Annotated in this window: 9 protein-coding genes; 7 read left to right on the plus strand and 2 right to left on the minus strand. The window is 59.7% G+C overall.

Features of this window, described 5'->3' with window-relative positions; all coding sequences use genetic code 11:
- Positions 1-134: 134 nt before the first annotated feature.
- Entirely contained in the window at positions 135-1553 is a 1419-nt protein-coding gene (locus IEX71_RS02910) for an SIR2 family protein (protein WP_188835437.1), read from the plus strand.
- 376 nt (positions 1554-1929) lie between these two features.
- Here IEX71_RS02910 and IEX71_RS02915 read toward each other — a convergent pair whose 3' ends face one another.
- Both IEX71_RS02915 and IEX71_RS02920 read right to left on the minus strand, forming a co-directional pair.
- Complete coding sequence (locus IEX71_RS02915; protein ID WP_188835438.1) at positions 1930-3123, minus strand: TRAFAC clade GTPase domain-containing protein; 1194 nt, start codon at positions 3121-3123, stop codon at positions 1930-1932.
- Between the two features lie 120 nt (positions 3124-3243).
- Positions 3244-4758 (minus strand): DUF2075 domain-containing protein, encoded by a 1515-nt coding sequence (locus tag IEX71_RS02920; protein WP_229749408.1) that lies wholly within the window; start codon positions 4756-4758, stop codon positions 3244-3246.
- A gap of 630 nt (positions 4759-5388) precedes the next feature.
- On the opposite strand from IEX71_RS02920, the gene IEX71_RS02925 reads away from it, so the two are divergent.
- The 6 genes from IEX71_RS02925 (at position 5389) to IEX71_RS02950 (ending at position 16160) form a co-directional block, all read left to right on the plus strand.
- Entirely contained in the window at positions 5389-7503 is a 2115-nt protein-coding gene (locus tag IEX71_RS02925; protein ID WP_188835439.1) for a sensor histidine kinase, read from the plus strand.
- The gene (locus tag IEX71_RS02930; RefSeq protein WP_188835440.1) at positions 7500-8516 is read left to right on the plus strand and encodes a DNA-binding transcriptional response regulator; all 1017 of its coding nucleotides are present in this window, start codon (positions 7500-7502) and stop codon (positions 8514-8516) included. The genes IEX71_RS02925 and IEX71_RS02930 overlap by 4 nt, the downstream gene beginning before the upstream one ends.
- A gap of 387 nt (positions 8517-8903) precedes the next feature.
- Positions 8904-10358, plus strand: coding sequence for an ATP-binding protein (locus IEX71_RS02935; protein WP_188835441.1), 1455 nt, complete (start codon positions 8904-8906; stop codon positions 10356-10358).
- Between the two features lie 36 nt (positions 10359-10394).
- Positions 10395-13145 (plus strand): Z1 domain-containing protein, encoded by a 2751-nt coding sequence (locus IEX71_RS02940; RefSeq protein ID WP_188835442.1) that lies wholly within the window; start codon positions 10395-10397, stop codon positions 13143-13145.
- Positions 13138-14088: a PD-(D/E)XK motif protein gene (locus tag IEX71_RS02945; RefSeq protein WP_188835443.1), complete on the plus strand. Its 951-nt coding sequence runs from the start codon at positions 13138-13140 to the stop codon at positions 14086-14088. Before IEX71_RS02940 ends, IEX71_RS02945 begins: the two co-directional genes overlap by 8 nt.
- Positions 14089-14099: 11 nt before the next feature.
- Positions 14100-16160, plus strand: coding sequence for an AIPR family protein (locus IEX71_RS02950; RefSeq protein WP_188835444.1), 2061 nt, complete (start codon positions 14100-14102; stop codon positions 16158-16160).
- Positions 16161-16349: the final 189 nt, after the last annotated feature.

Below are 16349 nucleotides of genomic sequence, written 5' to 3' on the forward strand. Positions count from 1 at the left end.
CATGCCAATCTGGCGGAACGCCGTTCGGTGCCGAAGCTGGCGTGGGCGCTTAGCGTGCAAATGAGCGTAGGCCCTTGCCTCCCGGAGCTACTCAGGCGATCCTCAAGTCGAGGTCTATCCAGGAGGAGCATCTCGTGTCCACCGCCAGCAAAGTTCCGGGCCACGTCTTCGTCATACACGGCAAGGTTCAAGACGTCACTTGCGACGCCGCGCTGATTCCCACTGATACACGTTTCAGCGTGCGGGCTCAGTGGTGGCAGGGCGTGATCGGACTCGACGCAGCTCCGAGACGTCCTGCAAATTGGAAAGATTCGGGGTGTGCACAGGACGGGACGAATGGACGCTTCTGGTACGTCGACGTGACCAATGACGGTGAAACCTTAGGTGTCGCCGCCTTGTTGCCGCGTCTGGGAGATGTCATAGGCAGCGTCGTCGACAAGTTGCCCAAGGTGCCGGTGCGTGGGCGAGTTAGGCACCTCGTCACGATGCCGTTGCTCGGTTCCGGTGGTGGCGGGCTCGGACACGACGAGGCTGTCCAACAGATCCGTGCGTTAACCGAGTTGGCCGAACGCTTCGAGGTGGACCTGGCGATCGTCGTGCCCAACCGTGCCGTGTTCGAAGCGCTGCAACGGCAGCGGGCCAACAGCGTTACGCCGAGGTCAATCAACGCCGAGGCGGAGCGTCTGGGACAACTCGTTCGGCAAGGAGCGCTCTCGCTCATGATCGGCGCGGGGGTGAGCATGGGCGCTGGTTTGCCGGGTTGGACGGAGTTGCTCGACCAACTGAAGGATTCGCTGGTATCGGACGCGGAGATTGTCGCGTCCAAGGAATTCAGCGGGCTCCCGCCGCTTGACCAAGCCGAACTACTGCAGCGCATCCGTGAGCGGGGGATCGCAGACGGCGTCATCGCCGCCGTGACGCGCAAAGCAGGTGGCAAGCTGATCCGGCCCGCTCTCGGTCACTTCCTACTTGCCGGACTCCGATGTCGCCAGGTCGCAACCACGAACTACGACTTGCTCTACGAGGCGGCTGTGACCTCGCAAGGTGATGCGCAGCGGATCCACTCGTTGCCGTACGAGCGGCCTGATCCTGGCAACCCGTGGATCCTGAAACTGCACGGCGACGTCAAACACAATGACCTGGTCTTGAGCCGGAGCTCTTTCGTGGAGTATGACGGCAGCCGCTCAGCCACGGGTGCTGTCTTCCAGGCAATGCTGATGACGAGCCACGTTCTGTTCGTCGGCTTGTCGTTCACCGACGACAACGTGCTCCGATTGACACATGAGGTGACGTCTGCGCCGGTAGAAGGCGACACGGTTCTCGGCACGACACTCAGCTTGGGGAAGAGCGCCGTCAGAAAGGTGCTGTGGAACGGCATCCTCAACTGGGTCGAGATCGAGGGACCATCGCAATGCCCGGACCGGCCGGTCGACTGGGCGAAGGACGACGAAGACATCGCCGATGCTGACGCGCGGTGGAAAATGGGTTGGCAAGTAAGAGAACTCGAAATTTTCCTTGACACGGTCGCGCTCTGGTCGGTGCCGAACTCTTAACGAGACGTCAGTCCGAGATCTCCCGCGGTAGGTGGCGAGGATGCATCCCAGACCCGCGCGTAGACATCAGCGACCAACGGCCACAACTCGCGCTCACCGTCTTCGGCCGAGTCGATCGCGTCGCCTAGCTCCCCAAGGACCAAGAACTCGTGCGGTATGACACGGCCGGCACTGTCCCGTCGGCCGAGGGGATCCATGATGCGAACTGCGACGCGCTCGCCTTCGCGGTGGCAGGCGGTGGGCTCATCCGCCAGACCCTGGAAGGCAGCCTCATAGGGCGGCAGAGGATCGCTGAACCCGCCGTCAAGTAGGAACCGGAAGCCCCAAGATCGTCCCCGGGTTGCCCAGATCAGGTTCGCAGGGAGCAGGGTAACGCTCACTTCGATGTCCTGAGCACCTTGTCTGCTTCGGCTTGCTCAAGGTCTAGCTTGAACTGCGTCAGCGTCGCTCGCAGGTAGTCGTGTTGAGCCCGGGCTTGCTCGTTCAACTCTTTGAGCTTCGGCCCCGCCAGCTTGACAGCCTCAACAAGGATCGGCAGGCCCTTTCCTGCAATTGCCGCACCCACATTGCCTTTTGCCATTCTGCCCAGCAACTTCTCTATCGGTGCGAACTTTCCGCCGGCCAAACCTGCGGCGAGGAGTTCGGCGCCATCTGCCAGAGAGTCGAGGACTCTCGTGGGGATCGCCATCTTGTCGTGCCACTGGACGCGCCGCTCTAAGGGCAGTAGCGACGCGAGTGGAAGGACAAGATCGACGCCGACCCGTCGACTGAGGTCGATCGTGACCGGTTCCAGGCCATCAGACTTCAGCTCGAATTTCGCGGACGAGAGCAACATGAAGTCTTCGCCGATCGAGAGCGCGTCAGGAGTCTCGATGAGGTCGCCGATGGTCGACCGCAGGCGGTCGATGTCATCGGCTGCGTTCAGGATCACGAGGTCGCGGAACGTGTTGATGTCCCAGTCAGGAAGGAGATCTGCCTTCGAGAGGGCCAGGACCCAGATGCGTGGGAACTCCACGATCCGTCCTTCTTCGGCGAGCAGATCGTCCTTGAGCCGCAGCAAACTTTGGCGGAAGTTGCCGATCAAAGACTTGAGGTATCGCTCTTCCTCACCGCTGTTATCGAGCAGTTTCTGGCCGTCAACCAGGAGGACCGCAACGTCGGAGCGCAGGAGCGAGCGGAAGGTGTCAGTTCGTCGATCGCGCTCTGCGGCACTGCTCGGCTCGTTCTCGAACCATTCCCCTGGGTAGTCGTGCCACGCGAGACGGAGCGCGTCGAACGGCCGCTTCTTGGCGGCGCCGGCATCGCCACTCTTCAGTTTGACTGAGAAGTAGAACGTCGTGTTGTTGAAGCGAGTCGTCATCGGGGTCAGCGCACGGTCCCTCATGCCGAGATAGTTCTTGTAGAGGCGCGTGCCTTGACCCGCGTCGTCCGCGACGAGGTCCCAAAGATCGTTCTGGTAAGTACCCGATTGGGTCGGCCCGAAGAAGGAGGAGAGCAACACGGTCTTGCCCGACCCGGCCTCGCCGAAGACTGCAACGTGTTGTTCGCGGACTCTTGGGTACTTCGCCATGGACCGAAAGTACCCGATGGGAAGGCCAAACCAACTACGACTCGTGATCTTCGAACGCAGTCCGCGTGAATCGTGACTCAGACGTCTCAGCGAACATCTGAACTACGCCTCGCGCGCTATTCATGCTCGCGGATCGGCCTCCGTAATCAATGTCTTGAGGAACTGCCGCGTCTCTCGGTCGGGGGAGTAGATGACAACGCCCTGCATGCCACGGGTGAGGAGAACCTTGTAGACGTTGCGAACCAACTCGTCGAAGCGCTCATTGCCGACGGCCTTGGTGTTGCGGAAGTCGGGATCCTTGTTCTCGGTGCGGTCGGCGACCCAGCGGTCGCTTCGCCAAACCAGATCGCGGCCGATGATCACGCCGGCGTAGTCGTGTTCGAAGCCCTGCGCCGTGCAGACACAACCCACCTGTCCGAAGCCGGCCGGGTCGCTGGCCCAGAACGCGGCGGCTGGTGCGCCGCCAATAGTCCTCTCGCCCTTCAGATTCCACGGCTTCGACCAGTCACCGAGCTCGACGTCGTTGACCAGTGTGCCGTCCTTGTTCGGATCGCTCCACTTCCAGCAATAGCCGGCGGTGATGCGTGCGCCGAGTCCCTCGGCCCGCTGCTGCTCCATGATGTCCTCGAGCTGGAACGGTGAGTCGACCACCTGCACATCGAAGCGTGGGTCGCCCGCCCAGGAAATTGGCCCGCCTCGGTGCAGCCCGAGCAGCCGCTGCACCCACTCGACATAGGCTTCCGAGCCGCCGCATCGGAACTGGTCATCCAGATTGATCCGCTGTACCTCGATGCCGTGTTCGGCGGCGTACTTCTCGATGTCCTCGACGGTGCCTTGCTCACCGGGTCGCACAACCTGGTTCTCGTCGAGCAGGAAGACGGGAACCCTTGCGGCAGCGAAGAGTTCGTCCAACTGAGGCCGACTGGTGCGCAGTGTGGACTTCGTCCAGCGGTTCACGGACGTCTCCCGCACTCGGTGCGCTTCGTCGAGGATGAGCACGTCGAGATCGTTCGGCTCGGCATCCATGAATGAGTTGAAGTACTTGAACATCTTCTGCACTCGGGGCGATCGCTTGCCCGCAACCTTTCGCAGCGTTTGAGTGAACGAGCGGGAACCAGTCGCGTGCATCGCAGCCCGCCCCTGCCGCATCAGCTCACCCATCAACGACAGCGCGATCACGCTCTTGCCGCTGCCAGGTCCGCCGGTGATCACGACCGCCGACTTGCTGTCTGCACGACGGGCTCGTTCGACTGAGTGCAGGACGAAGTTGTAGGCATCGCGCTGCTCATCGAGCAGGACGAACATCTCGCGCTTCTGCACTTCCTCGGCAGCCACCGTGAGCAGTTGCCGAGAAGGCGCGATGCGGCTGTGCAGCAATTCATCGGCGTGTGCCGCGCCGGCTCGACCTTGGGCGAGCCTACTCTTCAGATAGTCGACGAATTCACCTCGCCGGTCGCCGGTGAACATCCGACCGCGTTGATCTCCGGGGAGGCGTTGCAGATCACTGACGCCGGTGGTCGTCGCGTTGTGTAGGTATGCCGCACCAGCGACTGCATGGCTGCGATATTCGAGCACCACAGTGAAGTCGACGAGGTAGTCGCAGTAGTCACGGACCTGGAGCACTGGATGCGTCACTGGTCGCCCATAAGCCGGCACGGTCACGAGGTGCTGGTCGCCCTCGTAGGTCGTGCCTCGCTCCACTGCTTGAGTTCAACAACGACGTATGACGGTCCGCCGGTCCGCGGATCTTCACCAACGAGAACGACATCCGCGCGCTTGCTGGTGAGGGGCAGTTGGTGCTCGATCAGCATCTCGACACTGCCGAGACCGGCCGACAGGAGGTCTGCACGCAGCGCCGGGATGCTCCGAGCCCACGAGTTCGACTCCGATGGGCTCGGCCGGCGACCGGTCGAAAACCTCATATTGTCCGCGAGCAGTTGTACGAAGCGGTTCTCGATTGCGGAGAATCCATCGACAGAGGTTCGGTAGAGCGTCAAGGCAGGTGTCCCCAGGCAGCACGAAGTACTCGTGCGGTCTGGGGGCATGTCCTGCGGCGGAAGCCCGTCGGGCCGCGATTACCTAGCTGACCCTAGTGGCTGTGGCCTGGCCGAGCCGGGCTGCCTCGGGCACTGACCCAGCGCGATAGGGGTCACGGAGCAACATCACTGATTCGAAGCCTAGGCATGTCGAAGCTCATCATCAGCCGCCAAGCATGTGGCACGGTCTAGGGTCGAACTGTTCCATTAGAGACCGATTGGGAGTCCGATGACGACCGTTTCACCATTCAGACCGCGTGCAAGGATCGTGAACACGCTCGGGGCTGAGCTGATTAGTAGCGACCGGGTTGCGCTGGTGGAGCTGGTGAAGAACGCGTACGACGCGGACGCCACGATCTGCGTCATCGCCTACGACAGAACGGTCGACGGTCGTGGCCGACTCCTGGTGTTAGACGATGGTCATGGGATGACCGGCGAGGAGTTGACCAACGGGTGGTTAGAACTCGCGGGGACAAAGAAGGTGCGCAACAGAGTCAGTGAATCCAAGCAGCGACGACTGCTCGGAGAGAAGGGCGTGGGTCGATTGGCGGCTTCGCGACTGGGGCCCGACCTTCTTGTGACCAGCAAACGGGTGGAGTCACCAGAATGCCAGCTTCTCATCGACTGGGAACAATTCAACGACCCTGACAAGTTCCTCGATGAGATCGATGTCGCAGTTACGGTGGGGGAGTCGAGCGATATCTCATCGACTGGGGCGGCTTCGCAAGTGCTGCGCTTGGCTGATGTTACGGCCGTGCTCGAGCACGGGACCTTGCTAGATATCGGGGGCACGTCTCTTTGGGCTCGAGAGGACGTCGCAGAGATTCGCCGAGCGTTGCAGCGCCTGATTGCGCCGGTCGCCGACGGCACCCGAGGGGAATTTAAGATATATCTATCTATGCCAACAGAATTCGAAGATCTTTCTGGGGAAGTTGGCCCACCTGAGTTTTCAAATGATCCATTGTACCGTGCGAGCGCGGAGATTGACAAGGATGGGTTGGCGACGGTAACCCTCGATGGTGATCATCCACGGATGAAGCGAAGGATCCTGCGTGAAAAAATCTGGGAACGACAGGATAGGGCACCAGCATGCGGGCCCTTCGCTCTCGAGGTTCGGGTGTGGGACCGCGACAAGGAAGGCGTAACTCTCGCGGCTCCGACACTTGGGGTTCGCGACTTCCGGCGGCAACTTGATGTGATGGCCGGCGTGAGTGTTTATCGCGACGGTTTCCGTGTTTTTCCGTATGGTGAGCGCGGCGATGACTGGCTTGGGTTAGATTCGCGGCGAGTCAATCAGCCTTCTCTGCGCCTGTCCAATAATCAGCTGGTTGGCTTTGTGTATCTCTCCGATGAGAAGAATCCAAAGTTGCACGACCAGTCCAATCGGGAAGGGTTGATTGAGAATGACGCGTTTTTAGACCTGCGCACGATGGTAGTGACAATCCTGTCCGAGCTAGAAGCTGCACGCAGATCAATACGAAGACACGAACCGACCGCGAAGCCAACGGGAGGGCTGTTTTCGGAGCTGGACCTAAAAGACCTTGCAGATGACCTGCGATCCAGTGGGGCAGGTCCACAAGTCCTCGAAGCCGTGGAAGAGAAGGCCGAGCGCGTCAGCAATGCTGTTGAGGTAGTCAAGTCGACCTTATCGCAGTTTCAGTTGCATGCGACGCTCGGGCAGCTGGTCGATCGTGTGGTTCACGAGGGACGCAATGCGATCGGTCCACTACGAAATAAGTTGGACATGTTGAAACGCGCTATTTCTGCTGATGACGTCGAACTGATGACGAAACGGCGCGATCAGCTGTCCGACACGGTGGAGAGACAAACAAGTCTCCTCGCAGCATTATTCGATGGTTTGGACCCGCTGAGCGGTCGGAGGCGCGGCCGGCCCGCGAACGTCAATGCGATGCATGCGCTGACAGAGGCGGCCCGCGCAAGTGATATTCAACTTTGCCCGTCTGCCAACATTGTCATAGTCGGTGATGATAGCCTAGTGCGGTGGGCGGAATCGGATGCCATGTTGGCGGTCGTAAACCTCATCAATAACTCGCTGTATTGGTTGAATCGCGATGGCCCTGCGGACAAAATTGTACGAGTTTCGTTTAACAGACTGAGTGATCGTCAAGTCCGGATTCGCGTGTCGGATAATGGCCCAGGCGTTGGCCCCGGGTATGAGTCGCATATATTTGACCCCTACTTTAGTCGGAAACCTAATGGAGTCGGACTGGGTTTGGCTATTGTGGGAAGTATTGCGGAGGCGTATGGCGGCAGTCTAACGCTATCACCTGATTCGGAACTCGGCGGTGCAACTTTCGACTTGATATTGGGGAGGCACGTATGACTGGTAAGATAACGATTCATGTATTGATCGTGGATGACAATAGGGACGCCCTAGCAACCGTCCGAGATCGCCTGGGAATACTGTCAACAGAGTTACGCGTAGAATTCGAAGATAATTGCTATGAAAGCTTCACGGACGCAGCATCATCGCTATCTACCAACCCGGCCGAATTGGCGATTATCGATGTTCGTAGCGATGATGGGGGTTCTCCGGATAATCAGAGAGGTATCTCTCTCTTTGAAACGCTCAAGGAGCTGGAATTTATGCCGACTGTATTCCATACGGCATACGCTGGTGACCTCGGAAATGAGATTCGTGATCTTCGATTTGTCCGCGTGGTTGGCAAGGAGCAACCGATGGAATTGGACGCGGCAATCGCTGACCTAGTGAAATCCGGGGCGGTGACCGTTGCGAGAGAAATCCGTGACTCCGTCCGTGTGGAGCTACGAGACTTTATGTGGCAGCAGCCAAAAGAACCAGTAAGTACTGGATCCTACGAGCTCCGCTCTCAATTGTTTCGGAGGGTATCGGCGCGTTTGGACCGCGCCGCCCCGGCCGATTCGACGGGCGTGGCGCCGTCGCGAATGTACTTGATGCCAGCAATGTCCAATGAGCTTGAATGCGGCGCAGTCTTGCTTGAAGGAGATGCATGGTGGGTCGTCGCGACTCCAGCGTGTGATTTGGTGAGGCGCAACGGTGGAAAGCCGAAGGCAGAGTTTGTTCGTCTCTTGCGTGCCAAACCACTGGACAAGATAAAGAAGAATCGGAAGGAGGTTGTTAATGGCAGTCAGGCACGATTCTTCTATTTGGCTCCATATCGCGAAATCCCCGAGCTTGTTGTTGACTTTCAACATGTGCGATCAGAGCAGTACGAGCGTGTCGCTAATAATGTAGGCACGTTCCGAGTGGTCGCCACTTTGGATGCACCGTACGCTGATGCGTTGCAGGTGCGCTACGGCCAATATTCTGGTCGGGTTGGTGTACCAGATCTTGATCCTCAGATGTTGGCGTGAAGTAGCCAACGTTGTCGTCGCGTTCAAAGGAGGCAAGCTGCCGATTGGAGGCGGACGTACCCAACCCAATGGCCGCGGCTGCGGCATATGCCAACAGCCGGTAGAGTCCGCGGGTAGGTTCAGGGCGGCAGGGGGACTCGTTGACGATAGCGACTCTTACCAAAGCTATCGGCGGCGACCTGAGATGGTCGTTGTGCTATTTGTGGGGCTGCTGGCTTGTGAGACCACGAACGTGGGACAGCGACAAAGTGATCGAGAGTGGTCGCCGGCACCCCCAGCGTTCTAGAACCTCGGAGACGGAAGCGATTTGATCATGGCGACCGACCACGGACTGCTGTTGGATGACAGCACAGCGGCAGGTGCTGCATCTGCGAATCGACCGGCTCGATGAGTGATATCGAGCTCGCGCCAGACCCACACTTGCTGGAGTCGATGAGGGCGGTCGGCTACTCGTTCGAGACGTCGGTGGCAGATATTATCGACAATTCGATCGCGGCCAACGCGAGCTGCATCCATCTCTTGGCATCGCCTGACGGTCCGTTCCGTTTCGCGGTGTTGGACGACGGCGCCGGCATGAGCCGGAATGGCGCTATAGAGGCGATGACTCTGGCTGCTCGCAGCCCATCGGAAGAGCGTTCCCAATCAGACTTGGGTCGCTTCGGGCTAGGTTTGAAGACCGCCTCGCTAGCGCAATGTCGGCGCCTCTCAGTCGTTACGAAGCGTGATGGGGTGACGAGTGCTTTCCGGTGGGACTTGGATCACGTCCTCGGCAGCAAGCGGTGGCTCCTCCAAGAGTTGGACGCCGACATGTGCAGCAACCTCTTCGGCTGGGACCTTCTCGACACGCTCGAACACGGCACGCTCGTCTGTTGGGACGAGCTGGACCTGCTGGTGTTGGCGGAGGGACAACTGCAGTCCGACTTCGACTCGGCAGTGCGGCGCGTTCAGGCGCACTGCGAACTCGTCTTTCACCGGTTTATCAGCGGTAGCGATATGCCGCGGGTCGAGATCACAGTGAACGGCAACCACTTGACGGCTTTGGACCCGTTCCTACGAACCAATCGCGCGACACGGCGCCAGTCCCAAGCGGTCTCCGTGGCCGGAGTGAAGCTTGACGTGACGTCGTACACCATGCCGTTCGCTTCGAAGTTGTCGCCGACTGACAGAGCTCGGGCCCTTGCACCGGGGGCCTTTCGCGATAGCCAGGGTTTCTACATCTACCGTGGCGGACGCTTGGTCATCTGGGGAACCTGGTTCCGGCTCAATCCTAAGACCGAACTCGGAAAGCTTGCGCGAGTTCAAGTAGACGTCCCGACCTCTCTCGATCACCTCTGGGCTCTAGATATCAAGAAGTCTGCAGCGACTCCGCCTCGAGAGTTACGCGACAAGCTGCGGACGTTGGCAAACGAATTCATCAGGCCAAGCCGGTCGACGAATCTCTTCCGCGGTCTGAGACCAAAGAGTCAAGACAGCTTGGTGCGTGCTTGGCAGATCGTCGAGGGGCGTGAGCAGTTCTATTACGAGATCAACCGGGATCATCCGGTGGTCAGTCAATTCGAGTCAGATCTCACGCCGGATCAGCTGGAACGGCTCGCTGACCTCTTCGGAATCATTGAGCGCACGCTTCCCCTACTCGATGCCCACAACCGACTCAGCCAAGATGCCAACTTCGGTACGGACCATGGCGGGCTCGATGTTCTGGTTGAGGAGGCACTGCGGCTGAGGCCGATATTTGCAGAGTCCCATCCCGCTGACGATGAATTCGTCTCCATGGTGCTGGGTATTGACCCGTACGGCAGCGCAGACGGCTTTGAAGTGGCTCTCCGAAAGGCAATGAAGTAATGATCAGGATCTCCATCAACGTGAGGGTGCATTGATATGAGTAAGTTCAAGGATCATCACGCCGTCGGCATGTTGTTGATGAAACTCGATCACGACTTCCCGTCTGCGCCTGCTCCCGTTGAAGCGATCGATTCGGAGGTCGAGAATTTCAAACCGGTGTTTCCCAATCTTAGCGATTCAGACTGGGATCTTATTGCCAAGGAGGTGAAGTCACGAATAAAGGTTTCACTCGGCCTTGGTGTCACACTTCCCGGGGCCTCATTCCGCGACTGGCTCGCCGAGAAACATGACCAGATCGACTGGCGCCGTTGGCTGGCGTACAAGGCTATGCTCAGCGCAAAAGGCTACACGCCAGCAGTGATGGCGGCCCTCGACACGTCGACCAATGAGATACTCAATTGCCTCGGCGACCCAGCGGTCTCTGGGCAGTGGACGAGGCGCGGCCTCGTCATCGGTGACGTGCAGTCAGGCAAGACGGCGACCTATCTCGGTGCCGTGAACAAGGCGGCCGACGCAGGGTTTCGAGTCATCATCTTGCTTGCCGGAGGCACCGAAGCGTTGCGAAAGCAGACCCAATTCCGAGTCGACGAGGGATTCATCGGGCGAGACACGGCGCAGGGGCAACCCAAGGTCGGAGCCGTCCTGAATCCGCTTCTCGGGGTCGGGAAGTATCACAAGGATTTCGTCAGCGCCCAAGCTCTCACTACGCAGGCCTCCGACTTCCGGAAGACATCGAAGGACGCCGTGAGCATCGTCCTTGACCCAGACTCACCAACTCCTTATGTTTTCGTGCTCAAGAAGAACAAGACTGCGTTGGAGAACCTGCGGGATTGGTTGAGGAAGCAGCAGGTCGACGGGGCTGCGATCGACATCCCAATGCTCGTTGTCGACGACGAGTCCGATTATGCTTCCGTGAACACCAAGGACGAGAACTCGCCGACGGTCATCAACCAGTTGATCCGCGAGATACTGGCGACTGCGGCGAAGTCGTCCTATCTTGCCTTCACCGCGACGCCGTTCGCCAACGTCTTCATCGACCACGAGACCGACGGACAAGTGCTGGGCGACGATCTCTTTCCTTCGGACTACATTCGCACCTTGGACGCCCCAACAAATTACGTCGGCAGCGTCGCCTATTTCGGTACCGAAGACAAGTCCGATGACAGCAAGCTTCAGATGCTTGAGGATGCCGAGTACCATTTTCCGTTCAAACACAAGTCTCATCACGTTGTCAACGCACTGCCAGACAGTCTTATCGATGCGATTCGCGTCTTCGTGGTCGCCAGTGCGATCCGCGAGGCGAGAGATGATAGCGGGCCTCGTTCGATGTTGGTGAACGTTTCTCGGTTCAAAAAGGTGCAAGCGCAAGTCCACGAATTGGTTCAGGCTGAGTTCGAACGGATCAAGAACTCTGTCGAGGTTCACGGCTCTTCAATGCTGACGACCGCGACCCACGCTGAGCTCGAGGAGCTGGAGCGCTGCTACGGCAAATACTTCCCGGACGTCGAGTTCGCATGGAGCGATCTGCGCCCTTATCTGCGGAAGGCGGTCCACAATACCGCCGTCAAGCTAATCAACTCGGATCGGGTGAAGGCCGCGAGGGACCTTGCTGAGGTCGAATCGGATCGCATGATTGCTGTGGGCGGGGATGTCCTTAGTCGCGGTTTGACTCTCGAGGGTCTCACCGTGAGCTACTTCCACCGAACCGTCGGCGCGTCGGACACACTGCTCCAGATGGCCAGGTGGTTCGGTTATCGGCCAGGCTACGGTGATATCTGTCGAGTGTGGATCCCCGACGAGGTCGCAGATCAGTTCCGCTACGTGGCTGGAATCGTCGATGAGCTCAGGTCCCAGCTCAAGACTATGAAGAAGCAGGGTCTGACGCCGAAAGACTTCGGTCTCGCCGTTCGGATGCATCCTGAAGCGCTCCTGATCACGGCTCGAAACAAGATGAAGTCGGCCGAAGCCAAGTCCTACACCATCGATATTGCGGGCAAGAAGAACGTCGAGACAGCGCGCGTCGACAGCAGCGCAAGCAAGGGTAAGGCCAACGAGGCAGCTGTCGATTCCTTGGTGGCTGCGGTCGAGGAGGGCCAGCCGGCCACAGAGTGGAAGGTCGATGGAATCCCCTTCCCCGCCACCGCGGACGTCGACAAGACGGTCGTGGCCGAGTTCTTGGGGCAATATGTCGGCTGGGTAACGGATGCGCTGTTCTCAGAGGCGGCGGTCTCGGACTTCATCCGCAAGACCAAGAACCCTCGGTTGCAGAAGTGGGTCGTGGCATTCGTAACCGGCGAGGGGGGCGCCGTCTCCCTCGGTAAAGGCCTCCGGTTGCCGGGCACGCCCAACCGGGCGGTGCGGTCAGGCGCCGAAGTAACGCTCGCAGGGACCTCCATCCCCTCGATCCCGTTCCGGGTCTCGGGGGCCAGTTCGCGCCTCGCGGGTTCGACCGACGTCGGCCGTGCCAGCGGATTGCCGGGCGGCAACAAACTGACTGAGCCCGGGGTCTACGACGAGATGACCTACCCGGTCTTGCTCCTGTACTTGGTGAACCCCAAGCCTGCGGAGGACGACGAGAAGGCGGGGGCGGCATGGCGCGCACTGCAGACCGACGGCGTGGAGCATCTCGTCGGCGTGAAGCTCGCGATTCCCGGAAAGCAAGGCGAGAAGGGCGCTGATGTGAAGTTCATGCTCAACTCGGTTGCTCTCAAGGGCTGGCAGGGTGTTGCCGTGGAGGAGACGCATGAGGACGACCTCGCTGACGTAGACGGAGTAGAGGATGAGTGAGTCGGAGCTTCTCGCCCGGTGGCGAGCTGACCTTTCAACCGGCCTGCTCGGTGTCCAGCTCGTCGACGTCGACCACCCGTTGGAAATCTACGTTGGAGCCAGTGACCTAGGCGCGCCGCGAATACAAGTGCGGTCTCGGCTCAGGCCTCATGTGCCCGAGCTCAGCGACATCGTGGTCGTGGATCGGGTTCACAAGAACGACCGGTGGATCCTCACATTGACGCTCGTCGACGCGCATTTCTCTGAGGTCTTCCTACGGCTGTCGGCTCACATGGTGAGTCGAAGTCGGTCAGGGGGGGACGAGGCTCGGGCCTGGGCGGCCGTGGATGCAGTATTCGACGAGTGGCGGCGACTCCTGAAGCCCCGACCGACCGGTCTGCTCTCGCTCGAGGCGCTTCGAGGATTGATTGGCGAGACATGGTTCCTGCGGCATCGCCTTATGACGAAGATGCCAGCCGACACCGCCCTGCTCGGGTGGCTGGGGCCGATGGGAGCACCTCAAGACTTCTGGTACTCCGGTCTCGGAGCACTTGAGGCGAAGGCGATCGGGCCGTCGGCTCGAGCCGTCCGCGTAAGTTCTGCCGAACAATTGGATCTCGAAGCGATGGCGCTCATTGTGCTCCAGGTTCCGCAAGCTGCACCGAGCGAGACGGGAGCCGTCAATCTTCGCGGACTGGTCGGCTCGCTGGTGGACGCATTGGGCGCCATTTCGTGCCCGCACGACGAGGTTGACGTCAGGCTGAATCGCTTGGGGGTTGACATCTCCGAGGACTACTACCGCGACATGAACTTCCGCGTGGCCTCGATCGAGACCTATGCAGTCAACGCCGCGTTTCCCGCAATCAGGGCAAGCTCGCTTCCACCAGGGGTAGGTGGCGTGACGTATGCGATCGAACGTACCGCGCTCACCCCCCACCTCACTTCCTCAGAGACTCTCGGATAGGACTGAACTGAATGGACCGCGAAGCCTTCCGCGCAGACCTTCTCAACGCTGTCGTTACTCGGTCGGAGATTGATCAGATCTGGACCGCGAACGCGTTCCTCGAAGAGTTGAAGGTGCGGCTCGCCGAAGCGGAGGAGATCGAGGATGCGTCAACGTTGAACTTCGAAGGAGAAGGTAAGAGCGGCCGCAAACTCGCAGTTCACGGGTACGACTTGGACGACAGCGACAACTCCATCGCCCTTGTTGTGCTCCACTTCGACGGCGGGCCAGGTCTGCCGACCTTCACCGGGACTGAGGCCTCCAAGCGTCTGCGAGCGTTGCAGGGCTTTCTCGAAGAGGCGCTCTCAGGCGATTTCCGAGTCGGACGTGAGCCGAGTTACCAGGAGTACCAACTCGCTGAGGATCTGCGGAAGCGCGGCCGGAACGTCAGTCGCTACCGGCTGTACTTGGTGAGCGACGCGCTCCTCAGCAGTTCGGCGAAGGCCATGGAGTCGACCGAGCTCAACGGTGTCCCTGTCGACTACCACATCTGGGATCTGCGCCGATTCCATCAAGTTGCCGAGTCTCTCAGTGGGCGGGATGAGCTTGTCATCGACATACGGGAGTGGCTCCCGAGTGGCCTTCCCGCGTTGGAAGTCGCCGACCGATCAAGCGAGATTCGTTCCTACCTCGCTGCCGTGCCCGCGGACATGCTTGCTGACCTTTACGGCCGCCACGGCTCCCGTCTTCTCGAGGGCAACGTCCGCTCCTACCTCAGCAACCGGGGTGGCGTGAACAAGGGGATCCGCACCACGGTTCTCTCCGACCCGGCAAGCTTCCTCGCTTACAACAACGGCGTTACCGCGACCGCGGTCGATGTGGAGGCCGTGGAGGGAAGACTGATCTCGATCACAGACCTGCAGATCGTGAACGGCGGCCAAACGACGGCATCACTTTTCTACGTCAAACGGGAGAACAAGACCGCTCCGATGCCCGACGTATTCGTCCAGATGAAGTTGGTTGTCGTTGAGCCAGACACAGCGGAGGAGATGATTCCGAAGATCTCGCGTTACGCGAACAGCCAGAACAGAGTTAGCGAAGCGGACTTCTTCTCGAACTCGCCGTTCCACGTGCGTCTCGCTGAGCTGTCCCACCGCGTACTTGTTCCGGCGCAGTCGGGTGTCAACTACCAGACGAAGTGGTTCTACGAGCGGACCCGGGGTTCCTATCAAAACGAGAAGAGCAAGCGCTCGATCGCGGAACAGAGAAAGTTCGAGGCCGAGTACCCGCGTAAACAAGTCATCGATAAGACCTCAGCAGCCAAGTACGAAGTCACTTGGGGCATGCAGCCGCATAAGGTGAGTGCGGGGGCGCAGAAGAACTTCATGGCCTTCGCGGATTTGGTCGCTCGGAAGTGGGAAGCGGCGCCCGCAGCGTTCAACGAGCTGTACTGGAAGCATCTGGTGGCCAAAGGCATTCTCTTTGAACAGGTCCGCCTCGCCATTGCCAAGGCGGATTGGTACGAGAAGGGCTACTTGGCCAACTACGTGACCTACACGATCGCCAAGCTCGCCTATGAGGTCGGCCGTCAGACGAAGTCGGGGGCGTTCGACCTCGACACCATCTGGAACTCCCAGTCGGTGAACGAGATCGTTCTTCGAGAGTGCTTGGCCATCGGCCACAAGGTACAGGCCATCCTCACGTCCGAGCGTCGCCCGGTCCAGAACGTTACTGAGTGGGCCAAACGGGAGGCGTGTTGGGAACTCGTCCGAGAGATGAAGCATGCACTGTCGGGTGAATTCCTCGGGCAGGTCGGCAGCAGAGAGGTCGTCAGCGACCGACGGCGGGCCGCCGAGAAAGTGCAGAAAATCGACGACGGCATTGCTGCTCAGACAAAGGTCGTGACCATGCAACCTTCTGAGTGGGTCGCCGTCCAAGAGTTCGGCACAACTCATCGCCTGGTGTCACCGAAGGACATGGACCTGTTGGCGTATGTCACTGGACGTAAGTCCGGCTTCCCGACGGATGCCCAGTGCAGGGTGTTGCTCGGGCTGCTCCAGAAGTGCATTGATCACGGCTACGATCCGGACTAGCGGCTCGCACGCGCGATGCTGCGGCGGTCTGACGGTGATCGGATCTTAGAGTCGGCGGCGATTACTGTGCGTCAGACGGGAGACGAACAGGGAGCTCGGTGATGCGCAGGCTACTCCGTCGCTCTGCTGCCGACCTGCGACGATTGCATCCCAAGGGGAGGAGCCGGAGGGATGGTCGACCACCGATCG

Origin of the sequence: Flexivirga endophytica (genome assembly GCF_014640635.1) — a bacterium.
In the GTDB taxonomy this organism is placed as follows: domain Bacteria; phylum Actinomycetota; class Actinomycetes; order Actinomycetales; family Dermatophilaceae; genus Flexivirga; species Flexivirga endophytica.